Annotated in this window: 23 protein-coding genes; 15 read left to right on the top strand and 8 right to left on the bottom strand. The window is 65.7% G+C overall.

Going from position 1 to position 21,762, the window contains the following annotated elements; genetic code table 11:
• Nucleotides 1-67: 67 nt before the first annotated feature.
• The 5 genes from PIN01S_RS06095 to PIN01S_RS06075 form a co-directional block, all read right to left on the bottom strand.
• Nucleotides 68-505, bottom strand: coding sequence for a Spy/CpxP family protein refolding chaperone (locus PIN01S_RS06095; RefSeq protein WP_084334398.1), 438 nt, complete (start codon nt 503-505; stop codon nt 68-70).
• Nucleotides 506-659: 154 nt separating this feature from the next.
• Entirely contained in the window at nt 660-1,337 is a 678-nt protein-coding gene (locus PIN01S_RS06090) for a response regulator transcription factor (RefSeq protein ID WP_084334396.1), read from the bottom strand.
• A gap of 4 nt (nt 1,338-1,341) precedes the next feature.
• Nucleotides 1,342-1,752 (bottom strand): hypothetical protein, encoded by a 411-nt coding sequence (locus tag PIN01S_RS06085; RefSeq protein WP_084334394.1) that lies wholly within the window; start codon nt 1,750-1,752, stop codon nt 1,342-1,344.
• 41 nt (nt 1,753-1,793) lie between these two features.
• Nucleotides 1,794-2,093, bottom strand: a complete 300-nt coding sequence (locus PIN01S_RS06080; RefSeq protein WP_084334392.1) for a YciI family protein — start codon at nt 2,091-2,093, stop codon at nt 1,794-1,796.
• A gap of 1 nt (nt 2,094) precedes the next feature.
• Entirely contained in the window at nt 2,095-2,694 is a 600-nt protein-coding gene (locus PIN01S_RS06075; RefSeq protein WP_212633054.1) for a septation protein A, read from the bottom strand.
• A gap of 67 nt (nt 2,695-2,761) precedes the next feature.
• Between PIN01S_RS06075 and PIN01S_RS06070 the strand changes: the two genes are divergently transcribed.
• On the top strand, nt 2,762-3,625 hold the full coding sequence (locus PIN01S_RS06070) for a PHP domain-containing protein (protein WP_084334388.1): 864 nt from the start codon (nt 2,762-2,764) through the stop codon (nt 3,623-3,625).
• A gap of 13 nt (nt 3,626-3,638) precedes the next feature.
• On the top strand, nt 3,639-4,268 hold the full coding sequence (locus tag PIN01S_RS06065; protein WP_090257168.1) for an L-threonylcarbamoyladenylate synthase: 630 nt from the start codon (nt 3,639-3,641) through the stop codon (nt 4,266-4,268).
• A gap of 61 nt (nt 4,269-4,329) precedes the next feature.
• Here the strand turns inward: PIN01S_RS06065 and PIN01S_RS06060 are convergent, their stop codons facing one another.
• Nucleotides 4,330-4,686, bottom strand: coding sequence for a PA2779 family protein (locus tag PIN01S_RS06060; RefSeq protein WP_084334384.1), 357 nt, complete (start codon nt 4,684-4,686; stop codon nt 4,330-4,332).
• A gap of 282 nt (nt 4,687-4,968) precedes the next feature.
• Between PIN01S_RS06060 and PIN01S_RS06055 the strand changes: the two genes are divergently transcribed.
• From PIN01S_RS06055 to scpB, 3 genes are read left to right on the top strand one after another with little or no spacing between them, the layout of a single operon-like run.
• Entirely contained in the window at nt 4,969-6,183 is a 1,215-nt protein-coding gene (locus PIN01S_RS06055) for a tryptophan--tRNA ligase (protein WP_084334382.1), read from the top strand.
• 58 nt (nt 6,184-6,241) lie between these two features.
• Nucleotides 6,242-7,069, top strand: a complete 828-nt coding sequence (locus PIN01S_RS06050; RefSeq protein WP_084334380.1) for a segregation and condensation protein A — start codon at nt 6,242-6,244, stop codon at nt 7,067-7,069.
• A 45-nt stretch (nt 7,070-7,114) separates the two neighbouring features.
• A complete protein-coding gene (gene scpB / locus PIN01S_RS06045; RefSeq protein WP_084334378.1) occupies nt 7,115-7,930 on the top strand; it encodes an SMC-Scp complex subunit ScpB in 816 nt (271 codons plus the stop codon).
• Between the two features lie 135 nt (nt 7,931-8,065).
• Here the strand turns inward: scpB and PIN01S_RS06040 are convergent, their stop codons facing one another.
• Together PIN01S_RS06040 and gap are read right to left on the bottom strand one after the other, a co-directional pair.
• Nucleotides 8,066-8,548: a methylglyoxal synthase gene (locus tag PIN01S_RS06040; protein ID WP_084334376.1), complete on the bottom strand. Its 483-nt coding sequence runs from the start codon at nt 8,546-8,548 to the stop codon at nt 8,066-8,068.
• Nucleotides 8,549-8,570: 22 nt separating this feature from the next.
• On the bottom strand, nt 8,571-9,575 hold the full coding sequence (gap, locus tag PIN01S_RS06035) for a type I glyceraldehyde-3-phosphate dehydrogenase (protein WP_084334374.1): 1,005 nt from the start codon (nt 9,573-9,575) through the stop codon (nt 8,571-8,573).
• A 133-nt stretch (nt 9,576-9,708) separates the two neighbouring features.
• On the opposite strand from gap, the gene edd reads away from it, so the two are divergent.
• The 10 genes from edd to PIN01S_RS05985 all read left to right on the top strand — a co-directional run bounded on the left by edd (nt 9,709) and on the right by PIN01S_RS05985 (nt 21,754).
• Nucleotides 9,709-11,538 (top strand): phosphogluconate dehydratase, encoded by a 1,830-nt coding sequence (gene edd / locus PIN01S_RS06030; protein WP_084334372.1) that lies wholly within the window; start codon nt 9,709-9,711, stop codon nt 11,536-11,538.
• Nucleotides 11,535-12,512 (top strand): glucokinase, encoded by a 978-nt coding sequence (locus PIN01S_RS06025; RefSeq protein ID WP_084334370.1) that lies wholly within the window; start codon nt 11,535-11,537, stop codon nt 12,510-12,512. Before edd ends, PIN01S_RS06025 begins: the two co-directional genes overlap by 4 nt.
• A 167-nt stretch (nt 12,513-12,679) precedes the next feature.
• Nucleotides 12,680-13,420 (top strand): response regulator, encoded by a 741-nt coding sequence (locus tag PIN01S_RS06020; protein WP_084334368.1) that lies wholly within the window; start codon nt 12,680-12,682, stop codon nt 13,418-13,420.
• A 50-nt stretch (nt 13,421-13,470) separates the two neighbouring features.
• Entirely contained in the window at nt 13,471-14,889 is a 1,419-nt protein-coding gene (locus PIN01S_RS06015; RefSeq protein WP_169715790.1) for an ATP-binding protein, read from the top strand.
• A 200-nt stretch (nt 14,890-15,089) separates the two neighbouring features.
• Nucleotides 15,090-16,343 (top strand): ABC transporter substrate-binding protein, encoded by a 1,254-nt coding sequence (locus PIN01S_RS06010; protein WP_084334366.1) that lies wholly within the window; start codon nt 15,090-15,092, stop codon nt 16,341-16,343.
• Nucleotides 16,344-16,493: 150 nt separating this feature from the next.
• Nucleotides 16,494-17,402 carry a carbohydrate ABC transporter permease gene (locus tag PIN01S_RS06005; protein ID WP_084334364.1) on the top strand — a complete coding sequence of 303 codons (909 nt, stop codon included), beginning with the start codon at nt 16,494-16,496 and terminating at the stop codon, nt 17,400-17,402.
• Nucleotides 17,395-18,240 carry a carbohydrate ABC transporter permease gene (locus PIN01S_RS06000; protein WP_084334362.1) on the top strand — a complete coding sequence of 282 codons (846 nt, stop codon included), beginning with the start codon at nt 17,395-17,397 and terminating at the stop codon, nt 18,238-18,240. The genes PIN01S_RS06005 and PIN01S_RS06000 overlap by 8 nt, the downstream gene beginning before the upstream one ends.
• Before the next feature lie 11 nt (nt 18,241-18,251).
• Nucleotides 18,252-19,400 (top strand): ABC transporter ATP-binding protein, encoded by a 1,149-nt coding sequence (locus PIN01S_RS05995; protein WP_084334360.1) that lies wholly within the window; start codon nt 18,252-18,254, stop codon nt 19,398-19,400.
• Between the two features lie 115 nt (nt 19,401-19,515).
• The gene (locus PIN01S_RS05990; protein WP_084334358.1) at nt 19,516-20,739 is read left to right on the top strand and encodes a maltoporin; all 1,224 of its coding nucleotides are present in this window, start codon (nt 19,516-19,518) and stop codon (nt 20,737-20,739) included.
• Nucleotides 20,740-20,857: 118 nt separating this feature from the next.
• Complete coding sequence (locus PIN01S_RS05985) at nt 20,858-21,754, top strand: D-hexose-6-phosphate mutarotase (RefSeq protein WP_084334356.1); 897 nt, start codon at nt 20,858-20,860, stop codon at nt 21,752-21,754.
• The last annotated feature ends 8 nt before the right edge of the window (nt 21,755-21,762 follow it).

Raw genomic sequence — 21,762 nt, 5'->3', positions numbered from 1 at the left:
CCATCGGGCCGGAACCGGATGGGCGTTATCGAACGGTTGCCGCCCGCAGCCGCGGGCGGCCATGAGTTTACTGCGCTTTCTTGGCGTCGCGTTCGGCTTTCCAGGCTTCGAACTCGGCGCGTTCCGCGCGGCGGGCTTCCATCTCCTTCAGGCCTTCGTCGAAGGCTTTCTGCTGCTCGGGCTTGAGCAGGGCGCGCATGGCGTCCTGGTTCTTCTTCCGGGCGGCGGCGATTTCATCTTCCATGGCCTTCTTGTCGGCGGCCGGCAGCTTGTCAAGGTAACGCTGGGTGATGTCGTGGCGGCTCTTCATCTGCTCGCCCATGAGTTTGCGGAATTTGCGGTGCTGTTCCTTGGTCAGGTCGAGGTCCTTGAACATCATGGCCGCGCCTTTGCCGTGGCCGCCCGGTCCCGGCATGCCGTCGTGGCAGGGGCCGCCTTCGGGCATCGCCAGTGCGATGGCCGGCAGGCTGGCGGCGAACAGAAGGGCGATGAGGGTCTTGCGCATGGGTATCTCCTTGTCTCGATTCCGGCCGGTTGCCGGATGAGCCCAGTCTAGGGAGTGCAAGGTCAAGGGCGGTCAGACAAGGGTAAAGGCTTGGTAAAGGCCATGTGAGCGAAAGCCGCGAGCCAGAGCGTCGCGGCTTGTCGACGAAGCGGCATCAGACGCTGTAGTAGTAGCCCCGGCTGCGCAGCGCGAGGATGCGTGGGCGGCCGTCCGGGTGCGGGCCGAGCTTCTTGCGCAGGTTGCTGACGTGCATATCGAGGCTGCGGTCGTAGAGGGTCAGCTTACGGCCGAGCGCCAGTTGCGCCAGCTCCTGTTTGTCCACCGGCTCGCCGGGATGGCGCAACAGGGCTTCGAGCAGGCGGCTTTCGGACAGCGTCAGGCTCACTTCGTGGTCGCCGACGGTGGCGACGCCGCGGGCCGGGCTGTACGTCAGGTCGCCCAGCGCCTGCTGGCTGGGCGTGGCGGCGGGCAGGCTGCGGCGCAGCACGGCACGCAGGCGGGCGGTCAGCTCGCGCGGGTCGCAGGGCTTGGCCAGGTAATCGTCGGCGCCCAGTTCGAGGCCGAGGATGCGGTCGAGCGGTTCGCCGCGCGCGGACAGCATCAGCACCGGCAGGTCCGGGTAATCGCTGCGCAGTTGCTTGAGCAGGCTCAGGCCGCTGCCATCCGGCAGCATCACGTCGAGCACGACGGCGGAGGGCGTGCGCTCGGCCAGTGCGGCGCGGGCGCTGCCGCCGTCATGGCAGGCGCGGACTTGGAAGCCTTCCTGGCTCAGCCAGCTCACCAGCAGCTCGCAAAGCTCCTGGTCATCGTCGATCAGCAGCAGTTCGCTCATGAGGTCAGTTGATCCATTCACGACGGGAGCGGCGTCGGCCCCGCAGCAGGGCGCCGAGAATCACGCCACCGAGGGCGATACCGCCGCCGATGGCGAGCCAGCGCTGCCGTTCGTCGAGCAAGGGGGGCGGCTGCTGGGCCTGGGCCTCTTTCAGTTGCAGGCGCAGGCGCTGGTTTTCCTGGCGCAGGCGGGCGAGCTGGCTGCTTTCGCGTTCGCTGATGGTTGCTTCGAGCTCTTGGCGCAGGCGCTCGCTTTCGGCCAGGCGCTGTTCGAGTTCGTCGACCAGCGCTTCCGCCGCGGTGGCGGCGGCCAGGGGCGGATTGCTGGCCGCCGGTGCGGGCGGGGTTTCCTCCGCCCAGAGCAATGGGCTGCCGAGCAGCAGGGCGAATGAGACTGACAGGGAAGCGTGGCGCATCGGACGGAGCTCCTTATGCCGTGCGGCGGACCGGCTTCCTGTTAAGGAAAGACCTGCTTGAAGGGTTTCACCAGCACATTGGCGTAGACGCCGGCCGCCCGGTAGGGATCGGCGTCGGCCCAGTCCTTGGCCGCCTGGAGGGAATCGAACTCGGCGACGATCAGGCTGCCGGTGAAACCGGCGGCGCCCGGATCGTTGCTGTCCACGGCCGGGTGCGGGCCGGCGAGGACCAGACGGCCTTCGCTTTTCAGTTGCTCCAGGCGTGCCAGATGGGCCGGGCGGGCGGCGAGGCGGTTGTCGAGGGAGTTTTCCACGTCGGTGGCGATGATGGCGTAGAGCATGTCATTCCTTTGTTTCGGCTGTCGGTTTGGGATCGACATCGTGGGCGTGGCGGGCCAGGAAAACGCCCTGGCCGACCAGGAACAGAACGGTCATGCCCAGGCTGCCGAACACCTTGAAATCGACCCAGATGCTGGGAAAGGTAAAGGCAACGAACAGATTGGCAAAGCCGCAGATCAAAAAGAAAACGACCCAGGCCAGGTTCAGGCGGGTCCAGATGTGTGGCGGCAGGCCGATCGCGTGGCCCATGGCGCGCTGGATCAGCGGTTTGTCGCCGATGAAGTGGCTGGCGGCGAAGGCCAGGGCGAACAGCCAGTTGACCACCGGGGCTTTCCACTTGAGGAAGGTTTCGCTGTGGAAGGCCAGGGTCAGGCCGCCGAACAGCAGGCAGGCGACCAAGGTGAGCCATTGGCCCTTTTCCAGCTTGCGCTGCAATACCAGGAGCGTGCCGTAGACCACCACGGAGGCGGCGATCAGCACGGCGGTGGCGCTGAAGATGCCGCCGAGGGTGAAGGACTGGCCGGCGAGTTCTACGGCGCGGGGTTCGAGTTTGTAGACGATGAAAAAGAGGATCAGCGGGATGAAATCGATGAATTGTTTCACAACGGCAGCCAGAAGCGGGATGTAGCGGCATAATAACAAACATCATCCCCCGCGAAAGCCGACCACCATGCAAGTCGATCTGCACTGCCACAGCACCGCTTCCGACGGCGCCCTCGCGCCCGCCGAGGTGGTCGCGCGCGCCCATGCACGGGGCGTCCGCCTGTTGGCGCTGACCGATCACGACACCCTGGAGGGCATCGCCGAGGCGCGTGCCGCTGCGGTGAAGCTGGGTATGCAACTGGTGAACGGCATCGAACTTTCCAGTACCTGGGGTGGGGCGACCATCCATGTGCTCGGCTACGCTTTCTCCGAGGAGGCGCCGGTCTTGCGCCGGGCCATCGCGGATCTTCACGACGGCCGCTGGCAACGCGCCGAGGAAATCGGCCGGCGTCTGGCCGCCAAGGGCATGCCGGGCGCGCTGGAAGGCGCGCGGGCGGTGCAGCAGGAGTTGGGTGACAGCGGCAATGCACCGGCCCGGCCGCACTTCGCCGAGTTCCTGGTGCGGGCCGGACACGTGACGGATCGCGCCGAGGCGTTTCGCAAGTGGTTGGGTGCGGGGAAGCTGGGCGACGTCAAGCAGCACTGGCCGACCCTGGAGCAGGCGGTCGGTACCCTGGTGGATGCCGGCGCCTGGATCAGTCTGGCGCATCCCTGGCAGTACGATTTCACCCGCAGCAAGCGGCGCAGGCTGGTCGGCGACTTCATTCGTGCCGGCGGGCATGCGCTGGAAGTGGTGAATGGCATGCAACCGGCGGAACAGGTCGGTGGCCTGGCCATACTGGTTCGCGAGTTCGGCCTGCTGGCGACTGTCGGCAGTGATTTCCATGCGCCGGGCGACTGGTCCGAGCTGGGCATGTACCGCCCGTTGCCCGATGACCTGCCGCCCCTCTGGGAGCGCTTCGATCATGTACGCGCTGCAGCTGCCCTCTGAACAGGAAGGTTCCGTGAGTCAATTTTTCCAGGTCCACCCGGAGAATCCCCAGGCACGCCTGATCAAGCAGGCGGTGGAAATCATCAGGGCCGGCGGGGTGGTCATCTATCCCACGGATTCCTGCTACGCCCTCGGCTGCCATATCGGCGACAAGGCTGCGGTCGAGCGTATCCGCCGGTTGCGCCGGCTGGACGAGAGGCACAATTTCACCTTGGTCTGCCGCGATCTGTCGGAGCTGGGCCTGTTCGCCAAGGTGGACACCAGGGCCTTCCGCCTGCTCAAGGCGCATACGCCGGGGCCCTACACCTTCATCCTCAATGCCACCCGCGAGGTGCCGCGCATGCTGCTGCATCCCAAGCGGCGGACCATCGGCCTGCGCGTACCGAGCGAGCCGATCGCCCAGGCGCTGCTGGCGGAGCTGGGCGAGCCGCTGATGAGCGTCAGCCTGATCATGCCCGGCGAAGAGCTGCCGATGAGCGATCCCTATGAGATGCGCCAGTTGCTCGAGCATCAGGTCGACCTGATCATCGATGGCGGTTTCGGTGGGGTGGAAGCGTCGACGGTGGTCAACCTGGCGGACGGCGAGCCGGAAATAGTGCGCACGGGGTGCGGCGATCCTGCGCCTTTCCTGGAAGAGGCCTGAACGGCCGGAAGCGGAATCGACCGCCGCCGCCCGTGGGCGGCGGCGTTGCGGGAGCGCTCCGCTATAGCAGTATCGCGACCAGAATGGCGACCAGCAGGATGATGATGAAGTCCGTTCCGCTGAGCGCGCCACCGGCGGGCAGGGCATCGATCCGCTTGGCCAGCGTGGCGGCCTCCTCGGCGGTCAGGGCATCGACCCGCTTGCGGGCGACGTTGGCCGGTACGTCCATGTCCTGCAGTTTTTTCTCCACGTTGGCGCGACCGAGGAATTCCTTCACTTTTTCACGATCGGCCTGGGCATCCTGCGTCGCGATCACTTCGTCGGTGGAAATCATCGCGGCCTGCGCCGGGGCGGGCAGCAGAACGGCAAGGCAGGCCAGCGCGAGGATGGCGCTGAAGGTCATGAGAAGGTTTTTCATGGGGTGCTCCCGGGTCCGAGAGGGGACCGATTGGACTGTGCATTCCAGACCGTGCGGGCTCCGTGCGGAGCGGTCGGCGCGCGGTAACGGCTCTGCGCCGGGCTTCCCGGGCGGGGCCCCGGTCGGTTCCGAGGACTGCCGTGACCTTGAGCAACTACCGAGACGGCAACTCCCTCTCGTTGGACCCGGCGGGCGCTCCGTCGGTTCCTGTCCGGGGTTTGTCGCCGGGACCCCGCCTGTCGTTATACTTCGCCCCTTGTCTGTCAGCCGAAGGAAACCGGTTTGAGCTTTGTCGACTCGCAACGTCGCGTACTGTCCGGGATGCGCCCCAGTGGCCGCCTGCACCTGGGGCATTACCACGGCGTGCTGAAGAACTGGGTCAGGTTGCAGCATGAATACGAATGCTTTTTCTGCATCGTCGACTGGCATGCGCTGACCACCGACTACGACGACGTGGGCCTCATCGCCGATCACGTCATGGACATGGCGGTGGACTGGCTGGCCGCGGGCGTCAGCCCGAGTTCGGCGACCCTGTTCATCCAGTCCCAGGTACCGGAACACGCCGAGCTGCACCTGCTGCTGTCGATGATCTGCCCGCTGAGCTGGCTGGAACGCGTGCCGTCCTACAAGGAGCAGCAGGAGAACCTGCAGCACAAGGACCTGGGCACCTACGGTTTTCTCGGCTACCCGTTGCTCCAGGCCGCCGACATTCTGCTCTATCGTGCCGGCCTGGTGCCGGTGGGTGCGGACCAGTTGCCCCATGTCGAATTCGCCCGCGAAGTGGCGCGGCGCTTCAACCATCTCTACGGGCGCGAAGCCAATTTCGAGGAGAAGGCCGAAGCGGCGATCCTCAAGCTGGGCAAGAAAACCGCCAAGCTCTACAACAGCCTGCGCAAGGCCTATCAGGAGCAGGGCGACAGCGAGGCCCTGGAAACCGCGCAGGCGCTGCTCAAGGAGCAGCAGGCCATTACCTTGAGCGACAAGGAGCGGCTGTTCGGCTACCTGGAGGGCGGTGGCAAGGTCCTGCTGCCGGAACCGCGTCCGCTGCTCGGCGAAGCGCCGAAAGTGCCCGGCCTGGATGGCAGCAAGATGTCCAAGTCGCATGGCAATGTGATTCTTCTGCGCGACACGCCGGAAGAGATCGAGGAAAAGATCCGGCGGATGCCCACCGATACCGCGCGGGTACACCGCAGCGATCCGGGCGAGCCGACCCGCTGCCCGGTGTGGCAATGGCATGAGGCCTATTCCGACCAGGCGACCTGCGATTGGGCGCAGCAGGGCTGCCGCAGCGCGGGCATCGGCTGCCTCGAATGCAAGGCGCCACTGATCCAGGCGGTGCAGGATGAGCTACAGCCGCTGCGTTTCCGCGCCCTTGACTACGAGGGGAATCCGGACCTGGTGCGCGGCATCCTGGCCGAAGGCGCCGAGCGGGCACGGGACGCGGCGCGGGAGACGCTGGCTGAGGTGCGCTATGCCATGGGGCTGCATTACCGTTGAGGCCGGCACGGCCGGGTGCCACGGAGCGGGCTGAAACGCTTCCAGTCAGAGAGGTCACATGCAGGACGAATCCACCGCCGCGGCACCCGCCGGGCAGCATCCCGAACAGCAGGAGCTGCCGTTCGCCCTGGTCTACGGGCAGGCGGTTACCGAGCTGCCGCTGGACCTGTACATCCCGCCGGATGCCCTGGAGGTCTTCCTCGAAGCCTTCGAGGGACCGCTCGACCTGCTGCTGTACCTGATCCGCAAGCAGAACATCGACATTCTCGACATCCCGGTGGCGGAGATCACCCGGCAGTACATGGGCTACGTGGAGCTGATGAAGTCGGTGCGCCTGGAGCTGGCGGCGGAGTACTTGGTGATGGCCGCCATGCTCGCCGAGATCAAGTCGCGCATGCTGTTGCCGCGTTCCGCCGAGGCCGAGGAAGAAGAGGAAGACCCGCGCGCCGAGCTGATCCGCCGCTTGCAGGAATATGAGCGCTTCAAGGCAGCGGCGGAGGGCATCGACCAGTTGCCGCGGGTCGGCCGCGATCTCACCGTGCCGCGCCTCGATGCGCCGGAAGCACGGGCGCGCAAGCTGTTGCCGGAGGTCAGCCTGGAGGAATTGCTGCTTTCCATGGCCGAGGTGCTGCGCCGCGCCGATATGTTCGAAAGCCACCAGGTGACGCGTGAAGCGCTGTCCACCCGCGAGCGCATGAGCGAGGTACTGGAGCGCTTGAAGGGCGGCGGCTTTGTGCCGTTCGTCCAGTTGTTCAGCGTCGAGGAAGGGCGCCTGGGGGTGGTGGTGACCTTCATGGCAGTGCTCGAACTGATCAAGGAGTCCCTGGTGGAACTGGTGCAGAATGAGCCCTTCGCCCCCATCCATGTGCGGACGCGCACGGAATGACACCGCGCTCTTCGCGAACGAAACGATGATCAGGTAGCCGACACCGTGAACCTTTCCGATCCCCAAGACCTCGCCGGGCTGCTCGAAGCCTTTCTCCTGGCGTCCGGCAAACCCCTGTCGCTGGAGCGCCTGGGCGAGCTGTTCGAAGAGGCCGAACGGCCCGAGCCGGCGCAGCTCAAGGAAGCCCTCGAGGTGCTTCGGCAGTCCTGCGCGGGGCGCGCCTTCGAGTTGAAGGAAGTCGCCTCCGGCTATCGCCTGCAGGTGCGTGAGCGCTTCGCGCCCTGGGTCGGCCGGCTCTGGGAAGAGCGTCCGCAGCGCTATTCCCGCGCGATGCTGGAAACCCTGGCGCTGGTCGCCTACCGCCAGCCCATCACCCGTGGCGAGATCGAGGATATCCGCGGGGTGGCGGTCAATAGCCAGATCGTCAAGACCCTGCAGGAGCGCGAGTGGATTCGCGTAGTGGGCTATCGCGACGTGCCGGGCCGCCCGGCGATGTTCGCCACTACCAAGGCCTTCCTCGACCATTTCAATCTGAAGAGTCTCGACGAGCTGCCGCCCCTGGCCGCCTTGCGCGAGCTGGAGCCCGAGCCGGTGCTGGCCCTGGACGATGACGCGCCGGTGCCGCCGGGCTTGCAGGCCCGCGCCGATCTGGCCGGGGAAGAGGGCGAGGAGGTACCGGCCGAACCGCGCGAGGAAACCAGCTTCCGTTCGCTGCTGGCCGAGCTGGACTCCATGGAGCAGGGCCTGAAGATCGACTTCGAGGACATGCCTGTTGCCAATGAAGAGTCCGGGGAGGCGGCCGAGGCGGGAGGCGAGGACATCGCCGAAGCCGCATCCGACGAGCCCGACGAGCGGACCTGAAAGCCTCCATGCCTTTGTAGGAGCGAGCTCTGCTCGCGAACCGGGCCCCACCACCGCATCGTCAGCAGAGTTGGCTCCTACGGGAAGCCATCGGTCCGGTGTAGGGGCGAATTCATTCGCCCAACGAGGATCGCCCTACGGCCCGCTTTGGGGAACGCTGCGTCCCGCCAGGTAACTGGCGTAATCCGGAATCCGGCATTCATGCTCCTGCTCCAGCAAGGCGCTGCTGAGCAGGTAGTCGGCGCTGCTCTCGTTGCAGGCCACGGGTATGTTCCAGACCGCGGCGACGCGCAGCAGGGCCTTGATGTCGGGGTCATGGGGTTGCGGTTCGAACGGGTCCCAGAAGAACACCAGGATGTCCACCCGGCGTTCGGCGATGCGCGCGCCGATCTGCTGGTCGCCGCCGAGCGGGCCGCTGATCATGCTTTCCACCGGCATGCCGAGCTCTTCGCGCAGCAGCATGCCGGTGGTGCCGGTGGCAACCAGATCATGGTGCGCCAGGCGTTCGCGCTGGCGTTTGGCCCAGTCCAGGAGGAAGCCCTTGCAATGGTCGTGGGCGACCAGGGCGATGCGCTTGCGCGCCGGCAAGGTGGCAGTGGTGAAAGCGATGCGGCTCATGCGTTCCTCCCGGTCATGCCGCTCATTCCGGCGCCTGGCAAAGGGCCAGACAACTGTCGAGCATGCGGTTGGAGAAGCCCCACTCGTTGTCGTACCAGGCCATCACCTTGAGCAGCTTGCCGCTGACCTTGGTGTGGTTGGCGTCGAAGATCGACGACAGCGGGTTGTGGTTGAAGTCACAGGATACCAGGGGCAGGCTGTTGTAACCGAGCACGGCGGACTGCTCGCTGGCGGCCTTCATCAGGGCGTTGACTTCGCCGGCGCTGGTTTCGCGCTGGAGTTCCACGGTCAGGTCGACCAGCGAGACATTGATCACCGGCACCCGCACGGCCATGCCGGTCAGCTTGCCGGCCAGTTCCGGCAGCACCAGGCCCACGGCTTCGGCTGCTCCGGTCTTGGTCGGGATCATCGACTGGGTGGCGGAACGCGCGCGGTACGGGTCGCTGTGATAGACGTCGGAGAGGTTCTGGTCGTTGGTGTAGGCATGGATGGTGGTCATCAGGCCATGCTCGATACCCAGTTCGCGGTGCAGCACCTGGGCCACCGGCGCCAGGCAGTTGGTGGTGCAGGAGGCGTTGGAGACGATCTGGTGGCTCTGCCGCAGCCCGTCATGGTTGACGCCATAGACCACGGTGTAGTCGGCGCCCTTGGCCGGCGCGGAAATGATCACTTTGCGGGCGCCGGCGGTCAGATGGGCGGCAGCCTTGTCGCGGTCAGTGAACAGGCCGGTGCATTCGAACACCACGTCCACGCCAAGGGCGCGCCAGGGCAGTTCGGCCGGGTTGCGGATGGCGCTGACGGCGATACGGTCGCCATTGACGATCAGGTTTTCCTGGTCGGCTTCGACGACACCGTCAAATGCGCCATGCACACTGTCATAACGGAAAAGGTGGGCATTGATCGCGGTATCGCCCAGGTCGTTGATAGCTACGACCTGCAGATGCTGCCGGTAAGCGCCGCAGTACAAGGCGCGAAGGACGTTGCGGCCGATGCGGCCGAAACCGTTGATGGCGATGCGTAAGGTCATGGGTGAGGTCCTGTGAGGTCGTTTTGTTGTTGGAATTACAAGATTATTCCCGTGAGTCTAGAAATCAAGCCTTTTAGGTGGCAGAATTTTTGTCATAAACGCATACATTCATTCGTGAGCCAGGAGTCGTGACATGCATCCTCGTGTGCTTGAGGTAACCGAACGGCTGATCGAGCGCAGCCGACCCACCCGCGAGCGCTATCTGGCGTTGATGGACGCCGCGGCCAGCGAGGGGCCGCAGCGCGGCAAATTGCAGTGCGCCAACTTCGCCCACGGCGTGGCCGGCTGTACCTCGGCTACCGACAAGCAGCGCCTGCGATTGATGGACCAGGCCAACGTGGCCATCGTCTCGGCGTACAACGACATGCTCTCGGCCCACCAGCCCTACGAGCACTTCCCGGAAATCATCAAGCAGGCGCTGCGCGACATCGGCTCGGTGGGCCAGTTCGCCGGGGGCGTGCCGGCGATGTGCGATGGCGTGACCCAGGGCGAGGCGGGGATGGAGATGAGCCTGGCCAGCCGCGAAGTGATCGCCATGTCCACGGCGATCGCGCTGTCCCACAACATGTTCGACGCGGCGCTGTGCCTGGGCATCTGCGACAAGATCGTGCCCGGCCTGCTGATCGGTGCGCTGCGTTTCGGCCACCTGCCCACCGTGTTCGTCCCCGGCGGGCCGATGCCGTCGGGCATCTCCAACAAGGAGAAAGCCGAGGTTCGCCAGTTGTTCGCCGAAGGCAAGGCCACCCGCGAGCAGTTGCTCGAATCGGAGATGAAGTCCTACCACAGCCCCGGCACCTGCACCTTTTATGGCACCGCCAACACCAACCAGATGGTGGTGGAGATCATGGGCCTGCACCTGCCGGGCTCGTCCTTCGTCAATCCCTATACCCCGTTGCGCGACGAGCTGACCCGCGAGGCCGCCCGCCAAGTCACGCGCATGACCAAGCAGAGCGGCTCGTTCATGCCGCTCTGCCGGATTATCGACGAGAAGGCGATCATCAATTCGGTGGTCGCAGTGCATGCCACCGGTGGCTCCACCAACCACACCCTGCACATTCCGGCCATCGCCCAGGCTGCCGGCATCCAGCTTACCTGGCAGGACATGGCAGACCTCTCCGAAGTGGTGCCGTCGCTGGCCAAGGTCTACCCCAACGGCAAGGACGACGTGAACCACTTCCACGCCGCCGGCGGTGTCGGTTTCCTGGTGCGCACGCTGCTCGAAGCCGGGCTGCTCCATGAAGACGTCAATACCGTGGTCGGCCACGGTCTCAGCCGCTACACCCGAGAGCCTTTCCTCGAGGAGGGCAAGCTGGCCTGGCGCGAGGGCGCGGCGCAGAGCCTGGACGACAGCATCCTGCGGCCGGTCTCCAAGCCGTTCTCGCCGGAAGGTGGCCTGCGGGTGATGGAGGGCAATCTCGGTCGCGGCGTGACCAAGGTCTCGGCGGTGGCGCCCGAGCATCGGGTGGTCGAGGCGCCGGCGCGGGTCTTCCATGACCAGGCGGAGCTGGCCGCCGCCTTCAAGGCCGGCGAGCTGGAGCGGGACTTCATCGCTGTGGTGCGTTTCCAGGGACCCAGGGCCAACGGCATGCCGGAACTGCACAAACTCACGCCGTTCCTCGGGGTGCTGCAGGATCGCGGCTTCAAGGTGGCGCTGGTCACCGACGGCCGCATGTCCGGCGCATCCGGCAAGGTGCCGGCCGCCATCCATGTCTGCCCCGAGGCGATCGACGGCGGCCCGTTGGCCAGGGTGCGCGACGGTGACCTGATCCGAGTCGATGGGGTGAAGGGGACCCTCGACGTGCTGGTCGATCCGGCCGAGTGGACCGCTCGGGACACGGTGGCGCCGCCGGAAGACAAGGGCATTGGCTGCGGTCGCGAGCTGTTCGCCTTCATGCGCGCAGCGTTCAGTACGGCGGAGCGGGGCGCCAGCGCCTTCACTTCCAGCCTGGAGACACTCAAGTGAAGCTCGGGCTGGTTGGCGATATCGGCGGTACCAACGCGCGCTTCGCCCTGTGGCGCGATGAGCGGCTGGAGGCGGTGCGGGTCCTGGCGACGGCGGATTTCCCGACGCCGGAGCAGGCGATCCGTGCCTACCTCGACGAGATCGGCCAGGCCGTCGCCGAGGTGGATGCGGTCTGCCTGGCCTGCGCCGGGCCGGTGCGGGGCGATGAGTTCCGCTTCACCAACAACCACTGGCGCTTGAACCGGCCGGATTTCTGCCGCCAGCTGGGACTCAGCGAGCTGCTGCTGATCAACGATTTCTCTGCCATGGCCCTGGGCATGACCCGCGTCCTGCCGGAAGAGCTGGTGGAGGTCTGCCAGGGCAGCGTCGATCCCGAGCGTCCGCGCCTGGTGATCGGCCCGGGCACTGGCCTCGGTGTCGGTACCCTGTTGCCACTCGGCGACGATCTCTGGCGCGCATTGCCCGGCGAAGGCGGCCATGTCGACCTGCCGATCGGCAGTCTGCGCGAAGCTGAGCTGTGGCGGCACCTGCATGGCATCCAGGGCCATGTCAGCGCGGAGAACATCCTCAGCGGCAGCGGCCTGCTGACGCTCTACCGCGCCAGTTGCGCCCTCGATGGGCGCGAGACGCAATTGTCGTCGCCCGCCGAAGTGACCGACGCGGCGCTGGCCGGCGATGCCTTCGCCGTGCAGGTGCTGGAGCAGTTCTGCTGTTGGCTCGGCCGTGTGGCCGGCAACAACGTGCTGACCCTCGGTGCGCGGGGTGGCGTCTATATCGCCGGAGGCATGGTGCCGCGCTTCGCCGATTTCTTCCTGGTCAGCGGCTTCGTCCGATGCTTCCGGGAGAAGGGCTTCATGAGCCGGTATTTCGACGATATCCCGGTCTGGCTGGTGCGGGCCGAGTACCCGGGCTTGCTGGGGGCGGGTGTGGCGTTGCAGCAGGCGAGGGAAGGGCGGCAGGCCGGGCTCGCCTGAGAGCCTGTTCAAAAGGCTGCTGCGCGTCGGCCCTGCTGCGTTGAAAGCAGGCTCTGGCAGGCCACGGATGCCAAAAGTGAACGGGTTCGCCTTGGCCGATGCGGTTTCGTTCGGGGCGCCCGAAGCGCGCTAAGCTACGCGCGTTGTCATAACAACAAGGTGTGGACGTGAGCCAACCCGGAAAATCCATTCTCCTTGTCGACGATGACGAGGAAATTCGCGAACTGCTGCAAACCTACCTGAGCCGCGCCGGCTTCCAGGTGCGCACCGTCGGCGATGGCGCCGGCTTCCGCCAGGCCATCCAGGACGAAGTGGCCGATCTGGTGATTCTCGATGTGATGCTGCCCGACGAAGATGGCTTCAGCCTCTGCCGCTGGGTGCGCGAGCACCAGCGCTTGGCGCAGATGCCGGTGATCATGCTGACCGCCAGCTCCGACGAGACCGACCGGGTGATCGGCCTGGAGCTGGGCGCCGACGACTACCTGGGCAAGCCGTTCAGTCCGCGCGAGCTGCTGGCGCGGATCAAGGCGCTGTTGCGCCGTGCCCACTTCACCCAGGATCGACCCGCTGGCGATGTGCTGGCGTTCGACGAGTGGCGGTTGGACCTGATCAGCCACCGGCTGTTCCACGTGGATGGCGAGGAGGTGTTCCTCTCCGGCGCCGATTTCGCCCTGCTCAAGTTGTTCCTCGACCATCCCATGCAGATTCTCGACCGCGACACCATCGGCAATGCCACCCGGGGTCGCGAGGTGATGCCGCTCGAACGCATCGTTGACATGGCGGTGAGCCGCCTGCGCCAACGCCTGCGCGATACCGGCAAGGCGCCGCGGCTGATCCGCACCGTGCGCGGCGCCGGCTATCTGCTGGCAGCGCAGGTGGTGCCGTGCGGCGATGGGTACCGGCCGTGAGCGTCGAAGAGAACACGGGGGAAGCCGTCCGGCGGCGCTGGCGCTTGCCGGTGCCGCGCTCGCTGCTCGGACGCATGCTGTTCCTGACCCTGCTGGTGGTGCTACTGGCCCAGGCGCTGTCCAGCCTGATCTGGGTTTCCCAGTTGCGCGCCAGCCAGATGGAAGGGCTGCTCACCAGTGCGCGTAGCTTGGCGCATTCCATGGCCGCCAGCGTCAGCTACTTCCGCTCCCTGCCGTTGGGCTACCGGCCGCTGGTGCTGGACCAATTGCGCAGCATGGGCGGTACGCGCTTCTTCGTCTCGCTCAACCAGCGGCCGCTGAACATGCAGGTCCTGCCGGACACGCCGCGCAAGCGGGCGGTGCTGCAGGCGGTGGAGGAGGTGCTGCGGCAGCGCCTGGGCAAGTCGGTGGACCTGTCGGTGCAGTTCGTCAGCCCGGACGACCTGCGCATCTTCAACGGCGAAATCAGCCTGGACGAACTGCCGCGTTCCTGGGCTCATTACGCCCTGAGCCTGGAGCCGCTGAACCCGCCGGTGCTGGTCACGCAAATCCAGATCGCGCCGGACGAGTGGCTCTACCTCGCTTCGCTGATGCCGGCGCCTTACGTCAGTCTGGAACAGGAGGGGCTGCCGGCGCAGCAGATCGGCTTCATCGTGATGACCAGTACCTTTCTGCTGCTGTTCATCGGCTTGCTGGTGCACTGGCAGAGCCGGCCGCTCAAGCGCCTGGCGCGGGCGGCGCGGGAAATGTCCCTGGGCAGCGAGGTGGAGCCGCTGCCCGAGCACGGCGGCAGCGAGGTGGTGGAGGTCAGCCGTGCCTTCAACAGCATGCGCGAGCGCATCGGCCGTTATTTGAACGAGCGCAGCCAGTTGTTCAGCGCCATTTCCCACGACTTGCGCACCCCCATCACCCGACTGCGCCTGCGCGTCGAGCTGCTGGAGGACGAGGCCATGCAGGCCAAGTTCGGCCGCGACCTGGACGAGCTGGAGCTGCTGGTGAAAGGCGCGCTGCAATGCGTCAAGGACACCGACATCCACGAGAACATCGAGCCGGTGGACCTCAACCTGCTGCTCGATACCGTCACCGAGCCCTATCTCGCCCCCACCGGCAACGGCCGGGTAACCCTGGAGGGCAGGGCGGTGGCGCCCTATCCGGGCAAGCCGCTGGCACTCAAGCGCTGCATCGGCAACCTCCTGGACAATGCGCTCAAGTACGGTGAGAAAGCCCATTTGCATATTGAAGACGACGGTAGGGTGTTCACCCTGCACGTTGACGACGAGGGACCCGGCGTACCCGAGCAGCGCCTGGAGAAGGTCTTCGAACCGCATTTCCGCCTGGCCGGCAACCAGCAGGGCTACGGTCTTGGTCTCGGCATCGCCCGCAACATCGCCCATGCCCATGGAGGGGAGGTCACCTTGCAGAACCTGCGCGAAGGCGGGCTGCGGGTCACCTTGGTTTTGCCAAGGTGAATCGCAGCGGCAAGCTGCAAGCCCCAAGCTGCAAGTCAGAGCATTCGTCCCGCCGAGCGCGCTTGCCGCTAGGTGTTTTGTAACAAGGTCGTGACCATCTCCTATCCCTTCGTTACCCGACGGCTTGCGGGCCGTGCCTAGAATCCCTGCAACGCAAGCTCCGACTTGCCTTGCATAAAAACAAGAAAGGAATATCTCGAATGAAAGCGATCACTCGTCTCGCCGCTGCTGTTTCCCTTGCCTCCCTGATTCCGTTCGCCGCCCATGCCGGTGAAGTCGAAGTGCTTCACTGGTGGACCTCCGGTGGCGAAAAGCGCGCCGCCGATACCCTCAAGCAACTGGTCGAAGAACAGGGCCACACCTGGAAGGATTTCGCCGTGGCCGGTGGCGGTGGCGAAGCCGCCATGACCGTGCTGAAGACCCGCGCCGTATCCGGCAACCCGCCCGCCGCCGCGCAGATCAAGGGGCCGGACATCCAGGAATGGGGCGAGTTGGGCCTGCTCACCGACCTCGATGATGTCGCCAAGGAAAACAAGTGGGACGAGATCCTGCCCAAGCAGATCGCCGGCATCATGAAATACGACGGCGCCTACGTGGCCGTGCCGGTCAACGTGCACCGCGTCAACTGGCTGTGGATCAACCCCGAGGTATTCGCCAAGGCCGGCGCCACCCCGCCGAAGACCCTCGATGAGTTCTTCGCCGCCGCCGACAAGCTCAAGGCGGCCGGCTTCGTGCCCGTCGCCCATGGCGGCCAGCCGTGGCAGGACGGCACCGTGTTCGAGGACATCGTGATCAGCGTCCTCGGCCCGGAGGGCTACCGCAAAGCCTTCGTCGATCTCGACAAGGACACCCTCACCGGCGACAAGATGGTCCAGGCCTTCGCCACCCTGAAGAAGCTGCGCGACTACATCGACGCCGATGCCGCCGGGCGCGACTGGAACACCGCCACCGCCATGGTGATCAACGGCAAGGCCGGCATGCAGATCATGGGCGACTGGGCCAAGAGCGAATGGACCGCCGCCAACAAGGTCGCCGGCAAGGACTACCAGTGCCTGCCGTTCCCCGGCACCCAGGGCAGCTTCGCCTTCAACGTCGACTCCCTGGCCATGTTCAAGCTGAGCAAGGAAGAGGACCGCAAGGCCCAGGAAGACCTGGCGCGGACCGTGCTCGGCTCCAAGTTCCAGCAGTTCTTCAACCAGAACAAGGGCTCCATCCCGGTGCGTCTGGATGAGGACATGAGTGCCTTCGACAGCTGCGCCCAGCAATCCATGGCCGACTTCAAGGAAGCCGCCAAGGGACCGGGCCTGCAGCCCAGCCTGGCCCACGGCATGGCCGCCTCCAGCTACGTGCAGGGTGCGGTGTTCGACGTGGTGACCAACTTCTTCAACGACCCGGCTGCCGATCCCAAGAAAGCGGCGCAGCAACTGGCCGCAGCGATTCAAGCGGTCCAGTGAGGGCAAGGGGCCGCCCGGGTAGGCGGCCCCGTTTTTCCCGGCGTTCCCGATTCTGCGGGTGCCTTGCAGGCGCCACGGCGACCTGCATCCGCAAGAACCTCTTCCCCGCGGGGAGAGGGGCGATATCCACCCACTTCGGAGCTGTTTTCCATGAGCTCAACCGCTGTCTTCGCCAAGGCTTCGCCGCTGGACGCGTTGCAAAACTGGCTACCCAAGCTGGTACTGGCGCCGAGCATGCTGATCGTGCTGGTCGGCTTCTACGGCTACATCTTCTGGACCTTCCTGCTGTCCTTCACCAACTCGCGCTTCATGCCCAGCTATAAGTGGGTGGGCTTCCAGCAGTACCTGCGCCTGTGGGACAACGATCGCTGGTGGGTGGCGAGCAAGAACCTGCTGGTGTTCGGTGGCCTGTTCATCGCCATCAGCCTGGTGATCGGCGTAGTCCTGGCCGTGCTGCTCGACCAGCGCATCCGCCGCGAAGGCTTCATCCGCACCGTCTACCTGTATCCCATGGCCTTGTCGATGATCGTCACCGGCACCGCCTGGAAGTGGCTGCTCAACCCCGGCCTGGGCCTGGACAAGCTGCTGCGCGACTGGGGCTGGGATGGTTTCCGTTTCGACTGGCTGGTGGACCCGGACCGGGTCGTCTACTGCCTGGTGATCGCCGCCGTCTGGCAATCCTCCGGCTTCGTCATGGCGTTGTTCCTCGCCGGCTTGCGCGGGGTCGACCCGTCGATCATCCGCGCCGCCCAGGTGGATGGGGCGAGCCTGCCGAGCATCTACCTGCGCATCGTCCTGCCGAGCCTGCGCCCGGTGTTCTTCAGCGCCCTGATGATCCTCGCCCACATCGCCATCAAGAGCTTCGACCTGGTGGCGGCAATGACCGCCGGCGGCCCCGGCTACGCCTCCGACCTGCCGGCGATGTTCATGTACGCCCACACCTTCACCCGCGGCCAGATGGGCCTCGGCGCGGCGAGCGCGATGCTCATGCTCGGCGCGGTGCTGGCCATCATCGTGCCCTACCTGTATTCGGAATTGAGGAACAAGCGCCATGACTAGTGTGGTCGGGCACAAGCCCTTCAGCCCCAGCCGCTTGGCGATCCACGCGACCCTGCTGCTGGCTTGTGCGGTCTATCTGGTGCCGCTGGTGGTGATGCTGCTGACCAGCTTCAAGACCCCGGACGACATCCGCGGCGGCAACCTGTTGTCCTGGCCGGACGTGTTCACCGTCATCGGCTGGGCCAAGGCCTGGGACAGCGTCGGCGGCTTCTTCTGGAACTCGGTGAAGATCACCGTGCCGGCGGTGGTGATTTCCACGCTGCTCGGCGCGCTGAACGGCTACGTGCTGTCGATGTGGCGCTTTCGCGGTTCTCAGTTGTTCTTCGGCCTGCTGCTGTTCGGCTGCTTCCTGCCGTTCCAGGTGATCCTGCTGCCGGCCTCCTTCACCCTCGGCAAGCTGGGGCTGGCCAACACCACGACGGGGCTGGTGTTGGTCCACGTGGTCTACGGCCTGGCCTTCACTACGCTGTTCTTCCGCAACTTCTACGTCAGCATCCCGGACGCCCTGGTGCGCGCCGCGCGGCTCGATGGGGCGGGCTTCTTCACCATCTTCGGACGCATCCTGCTGCCGATGTCGGTGCCGACCATCATGGTCTGCCTGATCTGGCAGTTCACCCAGATCTGGAACGACTTTCTCTTCGGTGTGGTGTTCGCCAGCGGCGACTCCCAGCCGATCACCGTGGCGCTGAACAACCTGGTGAACACCAGTACCGGCGCCAAGGAATACAACGTCGACATGGCCGCCGCGATGATCGCCGGCCTCCCTACGCTGGTGGTCTATGTGCTGGCCGGCAAGTACTTCCTGCGCGGTCTGACGGCCGGCGCGGTCAAAGGTTGAGGTAAAACACGATGGCATCCCTCGAACTGCGTAACGTCCACAAACGCTACGGCTCCGGCCTGCCCGACACGCTGAAGAACATCGACCTGAAGATCGAGTCCGGCGAATTCCTGATCCTGGTCGGCCCGTCCGGCTGCGGCAAATCCACCCTGATGAACTGCATCGCCGGCCTGGAAGACATCACCGGTGGCGAAATTCTCGTCGAAGGCTCGGATATCAGCGGCATGAGCCCGAAGGATCGGGACATCGCCATGGTGTTCCAGTCCTATGCGCTGTACCCGACCATGAATGTGCGCGACAACATCGCCTTCGGCCTGAAGATGCGCAAGGTGCCGCAGGAGAAGATCGACGAGGAGGTGGCGCGGGTCGCCAAGCTGCTGCAGATCGAGCACCTGCTGACGCGCAAGCCCTCGCAGCTCTCCGGCGGCCAGCAGCAGCGTGTGGCCATGGGGCGGGCGCTGGCGCGGCGGCCAAAGATCTACCTGTTCGACGAGCCGCTGTCGAACCTCGACGCCAAGCTGCGCGTGGAGATGCGCACCGAAATCAAGCTGATGCACCAGCGCCTGAAGACCACCACGGTCTACGTGACCCACGATCAGATCGAGGCCATGACCCTGGGCGACAAGGTGGCGGTGATGAAGGACGGCATCGTCCAGCAATTCGGCACTCCGCAGCAGATCTACAACGACCCCGCCAACCTGTTCGTCGCCAGCTTCATCGGTTCGCCGCCGATGAATTTCATCCCGCTGCGCGTGCAGCGCCAGGGCGGGCAATGGCTGGCGATCCTCGACAGCGGGCAGGCTCGTTGCGAGCTGCCGCTGACGGTGGCAGACGACGCCGCGCTGGAAGGGCGCGACGTGATTCTCGGCGTGCGTCCGGAGCAGATCGTAGTGGGCAAGGGCGACGTCGGCCTGCCTGCCGTGCGCGCCGAGGTCGACGTGATCGAGCCCACCGGTCCGGACACCCTGGTGTTCGTTTCCCTCAACGACACCAAGGTCTGCTGCCGGATGGCGCCGGACCTCGCCCCGCAGGTAGGCGAGAGCCTGACGCTGCAGTTCGACCCGGCGAAGGTGTTGCTGTTCGACGCGCAGAGCGGCGAGCGCCTGGGCGCGCAGCCCGCCGAGCGCCCGCGCAATGTGGCCCAGTTCAAAGGACGGTGAAAGACGCCGCCAGCGGAGAACGACCTCCGGCTCGTGCAGTCAGACCCGGAGGAAGGCCGCTGGCGGCAGGCAGTACCGATGGCTGTAAAAACAATAACAACAGTGGGAGTGAGCAATGAAAACAAGAAGAAGACTCGGCCTGGCACTGACGCTGGGTTCGCTGGCCCTGCCGGGCGCTGCCATGGCCCTGGATTTCAGCGGCTATCTGCGCAGCGGGGCGGGTGGTTCGACTGAGGGTGGGACGCAGTCCTGCTTCCAGTTGCCCGGTGCGCAATCCAAGTACCGTCTCGGTAACGAGTGCGAGCAGTACATCGAGCTGGACCTGCGCCAGGACCTGTTCACCCTGGACGACGGTTCGGTCCTCAGCATCGAGGGCATGGCCCAGTTGTACAACCAGTACGGCCATACACCCAAGTTCACCGGCGACTACGGTTTCGCCCGGATGAACCAGATGTACGCCGAGTGGAGCAAGGTGCCGGCGCTCAACGGCGGTTCCCTGTGGGCCGGGCGGCGTTTCTACAAGCGGAACGACATCCATATCTCCGACTTCTACTACTGGAACCAGAGCGCCACCGGTGCCGGTATCGAGGACTACGAGCTGGGCGGGTTGAAGTACAGCTACGCCTTCTCGCGCAAGGACAGTGTGTTCCAGGAGGCCTATATCAACCGTCATGACTTCAATGTCGGCGGCTTCGATACCAACCCGGGCGGTGAGCTGGAGTTCGGCGTCAGCTACATCGACAAGCCCGACAGCACCGACGCCCACAGCGGCTGGGCGGTGACCGCGCAGCACAAGCAGGACGGCTTCCTCGGCGGCGGCAACACCTTCGCCGTGCAGTACGGGCGCGGGCCCGGTACCGGTCTCGGCTATACCGGCGACGTGACCCTGGATAACAGCGCCAAGAGTTGGCGTGTCGTGGAGTTCTTCGACTGGCAGGCCACGCCACGCTTCGGCGGGCAGTTCCAGGTGGTCTACCAGAAGGACACCCGTGACGACGGCGCCGACCAGGACTGGCTGTCCATCGGCGTGCGGCCGTCCTACGCGATCACCGAGCAGTTCAAGCTGGTCACGGAACTCGGCCACGACCAGGTGGACGCCACCGATGGCACCCGCAAGCTGACCAAGTTCACCATCGCGCCGACCTGGTCGCCGTCTGGTCCCGGTTTCTGGGAACGCCCGGAAATCCGCCTGTATTACACCTATGCGAGCTGGAACAAGGCGGCGCAGGTGGCGGCGAGTCAGATGGACCCGGGCTCGGCGTTGTCCGATACCGGCACCTTCGGTACCGCGCGGCACGGTTCCAACTTCGGCGTGCAGGTCGAGTACTGGTGGAAGTGATGGGTTCCGGGCCTGCCGTCCGTCCGACGGTGGGCCCGGGTGTGCCGTTGCAAGGGCGGTCGGCGTCCGTGGTCTAAAGCTGAACTATTGGCGATTCACTTATGCGGGCCTGGACCTGATGCACCCTGTTTCTCCTTCGCTGGCCGGGCCGGATCGGTCCGGCCAGCCCTCCGAACATCCGTTCACCGGCCTGTTCCCCCTGCCGCGCGGGCAGCGTTTCGCCTGGGTGCGCCTGCACGGGCGTGAACTGCTGGTGCTCGACCATCCGCGCTGTCAGGCGGTGTTCAGCCGCCAGGGCGGTCAATTGCTGCATTTCCAGCCGCGTGGCGAACGACCAATGCTCTGGTGCGCGCCGCGCTGGCCGCAGGTGGGCGCCATCCGTGGCGGCGTCCCGGTGTGCTGGCCCTGGTTCGGTCGTCATCCGACCCAGAACGGTTGGCCGGCCCACGGCTGGGCACGGCTGGAAGAATGGAAGCTGTTGCGCAACGAGGCCGACGAGCAGGGCCTTTATGTCAGTTGGGAGTTGGAGCTGTGCGACTGGCGCGTGCGCCTGGATGCCGAGCTGGGCGATACGTTGCAACTGCGTCTGCAAACCTCCCACGAGGACAGCGAGCCCTGCCTGCTCAGCCAGGCGCTGCATGCCTATTGGCGCATCGGCGACATCGCCGGTGCCAGCCTGGGCGGCCTGCAAGGCAGGAAAGGCCTGGAGCTGCCGACGCGGCAGGACTTCAGCCAGCAGGGTGAGTTGCGCATCGGCGACGGCTGCGACCTGCTGTTCCAGCCGGGTGGGCCGCTGCGCATGTACGACGGCATCTGGCAACGGCGCCTGCGCCTCGATACCGGCGGCAGTCCCGAGACCTTGGTCTGGCACCCCGGCAGCCGGCCGCTGCGCGATGTGAGCTGGAGCGAGGCGTTGGGTTTTCTCTGCGTCGAGGCGGCCGGCGGTATCCACGAGAGCCTCTGCCTGAAGCCCGGCGAGGTCGCTTCGCTCGGTCTGAAGGCGTCGTTGGAGTAAAACGATGC

Origin of the sequence: Pseudomonas indica NBRC 103045, from assembly GCF_002091635.1 — a bacterium.
Classification (GTDB): Bacteria; Pseudomonadota; Gammaproteobacteria; order Pseudomonadales; family Pseudomonadaceae; genus Pseudomonas_M; species Pseudomonas_M indica.
This window is presented reverse-complemented; position numbering and strand designations above follow the sequence as displayed.

Excerpts from the sequence above, each read along its gene's own strand:
- PIN01S_RS06095 (WP_084334398.1), bottom strand. The coding sequence starts at position 505 with ATGCGCAAGACCCTCATCGCCCTTCTGTTCGCCGCCAGCCTGCCGGCC.
- PIN01S_RS06090 (WP_084334396.1), bottom strand. The coding sequence starts at position 1,337 with ATGAGCGAACTGCTGCTGATCGACGATGACCAGGAGCTTTGCGAGCTG.
- PIN01S_RS06085 (WP_084334394.1), bottom strand. The coding sequence starts at position 1,752 with ATGCGCCACGCTTCCCTGTCAGTCTCATTCGCCCTGCTGCTCGGCAGC.
- PIN01S_RS06080 (WP_084334392.1), bottom strand. The coding sequence starts at position 2,093 with ATGCTCTACGCCATCATCGCCACCGACGTGGAAAACTCCCTCGACAAC.
- PIN01S_RS06070 (WP_084334388.1), top strand. The coding sequence starts at position 2,762 with ATGCAAGTCGATCTGCACTGCCACAGCACCGCTTCCGACGGCGCCCTC.
- PIN01S_RS06060 (WP_084334384.1), bottom strand. The coding sequence starts at position 4,686 with ATGAAAAACCTTCTCATGACCTTCAGCGCCATCCTCGCGCTGGCCTGC.
- PIN01S_RS06050 (WP_084334380.1), top strand. The coding sequence starts at position 6,242 with ATGCAGGACGAATCCACCGCCGCGGCACCCGCCGGGCAGCATCCCGAA.
- PIN01S_RS06040 (WP_084334376.1), bottom strand. The coding sequence starts at position 8,548 with ATGAGCCGCATCGCTTTCACCACTGCCACCTTGCCGGCGCGCAAGCGC.
- gap (WP_084334374.1), bottom strand. The coding sequence starts at position 9,575 with ATGACCTTACGCATCGCCATCAACGGTTTCGGCCGCATCGGCCGCAAC.
- edd (WP_084334372.1), top strand. The coding sequence starts at position 9,709 with ATGCATCCTCGTGTGCTTGAGGTAACCGAACGGCTGATCGAGCGCAGC.
- PIN01S_RS06010 (WP_084334366.1), top strand. The coding sequence starts at position 15,090 with ATGAAAGCGATCACTCGTCTCGCCGCTGCTGTTTCCCTTGCCTCCCTG.
- PIN01S_RS06005 (WP_084334364.1), top strand. The coding sequence starts at position 16,494 with ATGAGCTCAACCGCTGTCTTCGCCAAGGCTTCGCCGCTGGACGCGTTG.
- PIN01S_RS06000 (WP_084334362.1), top strand. The coding sequence starts at position 17,395 with ATGACTAGTGTGGTCGGGCACAAGCCCTTCAGCCCCAGCCGCTTGGCG.
- PIN01S_RS05995 (WP_084334360.1), top strand. The coding sequence starts at position 18,252 with ATGGCATCCCTCGAACTGCGTAACGTCCACAAACGCTACGGCTCCGGC.
- PIN01S_RS05990 (WP_084334358.1), top strand. The coding sequence starts at position 19,516 with ATGAAAACAAGAAGAAGACTCGGCCTGGCACTGACGCTGGGTTCGCTG.
- PIN01S_RS05985 (WP_084334356.1), top strand. The coding sequence starts at position 20,858 with ATGCACCCTGTTTCTCCTTCGCTGGCCGGGCCGGATCGGTCCGGCCAG.